At 49.3% G+C, this 5,031-nt stretch carries 1 tRNA gene and 3 rRNA genes; all 4 read right to left on the bottom strand.

Annotated features, from left to right (window positions below):
- Window positions 1-101 (bottom strand): 5S ribosomal RNA (rrf, locus tag H7T99_RS10425); the annotation flags it as partial.
- Between the two features lie 83 nt (window positions 102-184).
- Window positions 185-3,084: ribosomal RNA gene (locus H7T99_RS10420) — 23S ribosomal RNA — on the bottom strand.
- Between the two features lie 146 nt (window positions 3,085-3,230).
- Window positions 3,231-3,303, bottom strand: a tRNA-Ala gene (locus H7T99_RS10415).
- Window positions 3,304-3,357: 54 nt separating this feature from the next.
- Window positions 3,358-4,905 (bottom strand): 16S ribosomal RNA (locus H7T99_RS10410).
- Between the last annotated feature and the right edge of the window lie 126 nt (window positions 4,906-5,031).

Genomic DNA, 5,031 nt, shown 5'->3' with positions numbered 1-5,031 from the left:
TATCTAACAGGGGGCAACCCCCAACTACATCAGGCGTACTAGGGCTTAACTTCTGTGTTCGGCATGGGAACAGGTGTATCTCCTAGGCTATCGTCACTTAACTCTGAGTATTCTCAACTCAAAATTGAATATCTATACTGTATCAAGAAACCAAATCGTTGTCAATATGTCTCAGTTACTTTCTTTGGATAAGTCCTCGAGCTATTAGTATTAGTCCGCTACATGTGTCACCACACTTCCACTTCTAACCTATCAACCTGATCATCTCTCAGGGCTCTTACTGATATAAAATCATGGGAAATCTCATCTTGAGGTGGGCTTCACACTTAGATGCTTTCAGCGTTTATCCCTTCCCTACATAGCTACCCAGCGATGCTCTTGGCAGAACAACTGGTACACCAGCGGTAAGTCCACTCTGGTCCTCTCGTACTAGGAGCAGATCCTCTCAAATTTCCTACGCCCGCGACGGATAGGGACCGAACTGTCTCACGACGTTCTGAACCCAGCTCGCGTGCCGCTTTAATGGGCGAACAGCCCAACCCTTGGGACCGACTACAGCCCCAGGATGCGACGAGCCGACATCGAGGTGCCAAACCTCCCCGTCGATGTGAACTCTTGGGGGAGATAAGCCTGTTATCCCCAGGGTAGCTTTTATCCGTTGAGCGATGGCCCTTCCATGCGGAACCACCGGATCACTAAGCCCGACTTTCGTCCCTGCTCGAGTTGTAGCTCTCGCAGTCAAGCTCCCTTATACCTTTACACTCTGCGAATGATTTCCAACCATTCTGAGGGAACCTTTGGGCGCCTCCGTTACCTTTTAGGAGGCGACCGCCCCAGTCAAACTGCCCGTCAGACACTGTCTCCGATAGGGATAACCTATCTGGGTTAGAGTAGCCATAACACAAGGGTAGTATCCCAACAACGCCTCACTCGAAACTGGCGTCCCGAGGTCATAGGCTCCTACCTATCCTGTACATGTGGTACAGATACTCAATATCAAACTGCAGTAAAGCTCCATGGGGTCTTTCCGTCCTGTCGCGGGTAACCTGCATCTTCACAGGTACTAAAATTTCACCGAGTCTCTCGTTGAGACAGTGCCCAAATCATTACGCCTTTCGTGCGGGTCGGAACTTACCCGACAAGGAATTTCGCTACCTTAGGACCGTTATAGTTACGGCCGCCGTTTACTGGGGCTTCAATTCATACCTTCGCTTACGCTAAGCACTCCTCTTAACCTTCCAGCACCGGGCAGGCGTCACCCCCTATACATCATCTTACGATTTAGCAGAGAGCTGTGTTTTTGATAAACAGTTGCTTGGGCCTATTCACTGCGGCTGACCATAAGTCAGCGCCCCTTCTCCCGAAGTTACGGGGCCATTTTGCCGAGTTCCTTAACGAGAGTTCTCTCGCTCACCTGAGGCTACTCGCCTCGACTACCTGTGTCGGTTTGCGGTACGGGTAGAGTATAATTAACGCTAGAAGCTTTTCTTGGCAGTGTGACATCACTAACTTCGCTACTAAACTTCGCTCCCCATCACAGCTCAATGTTATAGATATAAGCATTTGACTCATATCACACCTTACTGCTTGGCCAGACACTTCCAATCGTCTGGTTTAGTTAGCCTACTGCGTCCCTCCATCACTATATACTCTAGTACAGGAATATCAACCTGTTGTCCATCGGATACACCTTTCGGTCTCTCCTTAGGTCCCGACTAACCCAGGGCGGACGAGCCTTCCCCTGGAAACCTTAGTCTTACGGTGGACAGGATTCTCACCTGTCTTTCGCTACTCATACCGGCATTCTCACTTCTATGCGCTCCAGCACTCCTCACGGTACACCTTCTTCGCACATAGAACGCTCTCCTACCATACCTATAAAGGTATCCACAGCTTCGGTAATATGTTTTAGCCCCGGTACATTTTCGGCGCAGGGTCACTCGACTAGTGAGCTATTACGCACTCTTTGAATGAATAGCTGCTTCTAAGCTAACATCCTAGTTGTCTGTGCAACCCCACATCCTTTTCCACTTAACATATATTTTGGGACCTTAGCTGGTGGTCTGGGCTGTTTCCCTTTCGACTACGGATCTTAGCACTCGCAGTCTGACTGCCGATTATATCTCGTTGGCATTCGGAGTTTATCTGAGATTGGTAATCCGGGATGGACCCCTCACCCAAACAGTGCTCTACCTCCAAGAGACTTAACATCGACGCTAGCCCTAAAGCTATTTCGGAGAGAACCAGCTATCTCCAAGTTCGTTTGGAATTTCTCCGCTACCCACAAGTCATCCAAGCACTTTTCAACGTGCCCTGGTTCGGTCCTCCAGTGAGTTTTACCTCACCTTCAACCTGCTCATGGGTAGGTCACATGGTTTCGGGTCTACGACATGATACTAATGCGCCCTATTAAGACTCGGTTTCCCTACGGCTCCGTCTCTTCAACTTAACCTCGCATCATATCGTAACTCGCCGGTTCATTCTACAAAAGGCACGCTCTCACCCATTAACGGGCTCGAACTTGTTGTAGGCACACGGTTTCAGGTTCTATTTCACTCCCCTCCCGGGGTGCTTTTCACCTTTCCCTCACGGTACTGGTTCACTATCGGTCACTAGAGAGTATTTAGGGTTGGGAGATGGTCCTCCCAGATTCCGACGAGATTTCTCGTGTCTCGCCGTACTCAGGATACTGCTAGGTATAAAGACTATTTCGAATACGAGGCTATTACTCTCTTTGGCCTACCTTCCCAGGTAGTTCTTCTATAATCTTTAAGTCCACGTTGCAGTCCTACAACCCCGAAGAGTAAACTCTTCGGTTTGCCCTCTTGCCGTTTCGCTCGCCGCTACTAAGGCAATCGCTTTTGCTTTCTCTTCCTGCAGCTACTTAGATGTTTCAGTTCACTGCGTCTTCCTCTACATTACCTTAACAGTAATGAGTGACAGGCATTACCTGCCGGGTTCCCCCATTCGGACATCTCTGGATCATTGCTCACTTACAGCTCCCCAAAGCATTTCGTCGTTAGTCACGTCCTTCATCGGCTTCTAGTGCCAAGGCATCCACCGTGCGCCCTTATTAACTTAACCTTATTTTGGTCTTGCGACCTAACTCATTAAATATTCACAGCGTTTCGGTTTATTTTCTTGTTACTATCTATATGTAATTAATTACATATGGAATTTGATATAGATATTCAATTTTCAATGGACAATACTTGAATCTTTCGATTCAATGGAGCCTAGCGGGATCGAACCGCTGACCTCCTGCGTGCAAAGCAGGCGCTCTCCCAGCTGAGCTAAGGCCCCACAAGACCTCTCAAAACTAAATAAGAAACTCAAGTACATTCCGTTTTTCCTTAGAAAGGAGGTGATCCAGCCGCACCTTCCGATACGGCTACCTTGTTACGACTTCACCCCAATCATCTATCCCACCTTAGGCGGCTGGCTCCAAAAGGTTACCTCACCGACTTCGGGTGTTACAAACTCTCGTGGTGTGACGGGCGGTGTGTACAAGGCCCGGGAACGTATTCACCGCGGCGTGCTGATCCGCGATTACTAGCGATTCCGACTTCATGTAGGCGAGTTGCAGCCTACAATCCGAACTGAGATTGGCTTTAAGAGATTAGCTTGCCGTCACCGACTCGCAACTCGTTGTACCAACCATTGTAGCACGTGTGTAGCCCAGGTCATAAGGGGCATGATGATTTGACGTCATCCCCACCTTCCTCCGGTTTATTACCGGCAGTCTCGCTAGAGTGCCCAACTGAATGATGGCAACTAACAATAGGGGTTGCGCTCGTTGCGGGACTTAACCCAACATCTCACGACACGAGCTGACGACAACCATGCACCACCTGTCACCGATGTACCGAAGTAACTTTCTATCTCTAGAAATAGCATCGGGATGTCAAGACCTGGTAAGGTTCTTCGCGTTGCTTCGAATTAAACCACATGCTCCACCGCTTGTGCGGGCCCCCGTCAATTCCTTTGAGTTTCAACCTTGCGGTCGTACTCCCCAGGCGGAGTGCTTAATGCGTTAGCTGCGGCACTGAATCCCGGAAAGGATCCAACACCTAGCACTCATCGTTTACGGCGTGGACTACCAGGGTATCTAATCCTGTTCGCTCCCCACGCTTTCGAGCCTCAGCGTCAGTTACAGACCAGAGAGCCGCTTTCGCCACCGGTGTTCCTCCATATATCTACGCATTTCACCGCTACACATGGAATTCCACTCTCCCCTTCTGCACTCAAGTTTGACAGTTTCCAAAGCGAACTATGGTTGAGCCACAGCCTTTAACTTCAGACTTATCAAACCGCCTGCGCTCGCTTTACGCCCAATAAATCCGGACAACGCTCGGGACCTACGTATTACCGCGGCTGCTGGCACGTAGTTAGCCGTCCCTTTCTGGTAAGCTACCGTCACAGTGTGAACTTTCCACTCTCACACTCGTTCTTGACTTACAACAGAGCTTTACGATCCGAAAACCTTCTTCACTCACGCGGCGTTGCTCGGTCAGGGTTGCCCCCATTGCCGAAGATTCCCTACTGCTGCCTCCCGTAGGAGTCTGGGCCGTGTCTCAGTCCCAGTGTGGCCGATCACCCTCTCAGGTCGGCTATGTATCGTCGCCTAGGTGAGCCGTTACCTCACCTACTAGCTAATACAACGCAGGTCCATCTTGTAGTGGAGCAATTGCCCCTTTCAAATAAATGACATGTGTCATTCATTGTTATGCGGTATTAGCTATCGTTTCCAATAGTTATCCCCCGCTACAAGGCAGGTTACCTACGCGTTACTCACCCGTTCGCAACTCATCCAAGAAGAGCAAGCTCCTCTCTTCAGCGTTCTACTTGCATGTATTAGGCACGCCGCCAGCGTTCGTCCTGAGCCAGGATCAAACTCTCATTAAAAATTTAATAATTGTTCGAGCGTTAACTCATTACCGTCTTCTGACGATTTATTCTTGTAAATTGACAGGTTATAATTTCTTCTATCATAACCCTGCACTTGGTTTCTTATTCAGTTCTCAAAGGTCT

This window comes from Streptococcus sp. 17.1, assembly GCF_016648655.1.
GTDB classification, from domain to species: Bacteria; Bacillota; Bacilli; order Lactobacillales; family Streptococcaceae; genus Streptococcus; species Streptococcus salivarius_E.
The sequence above is the reverse complement of the archived record's forward strand: the minus strand, read 5'-3'. Positions and strand labels throughout refer to the sequence as shown.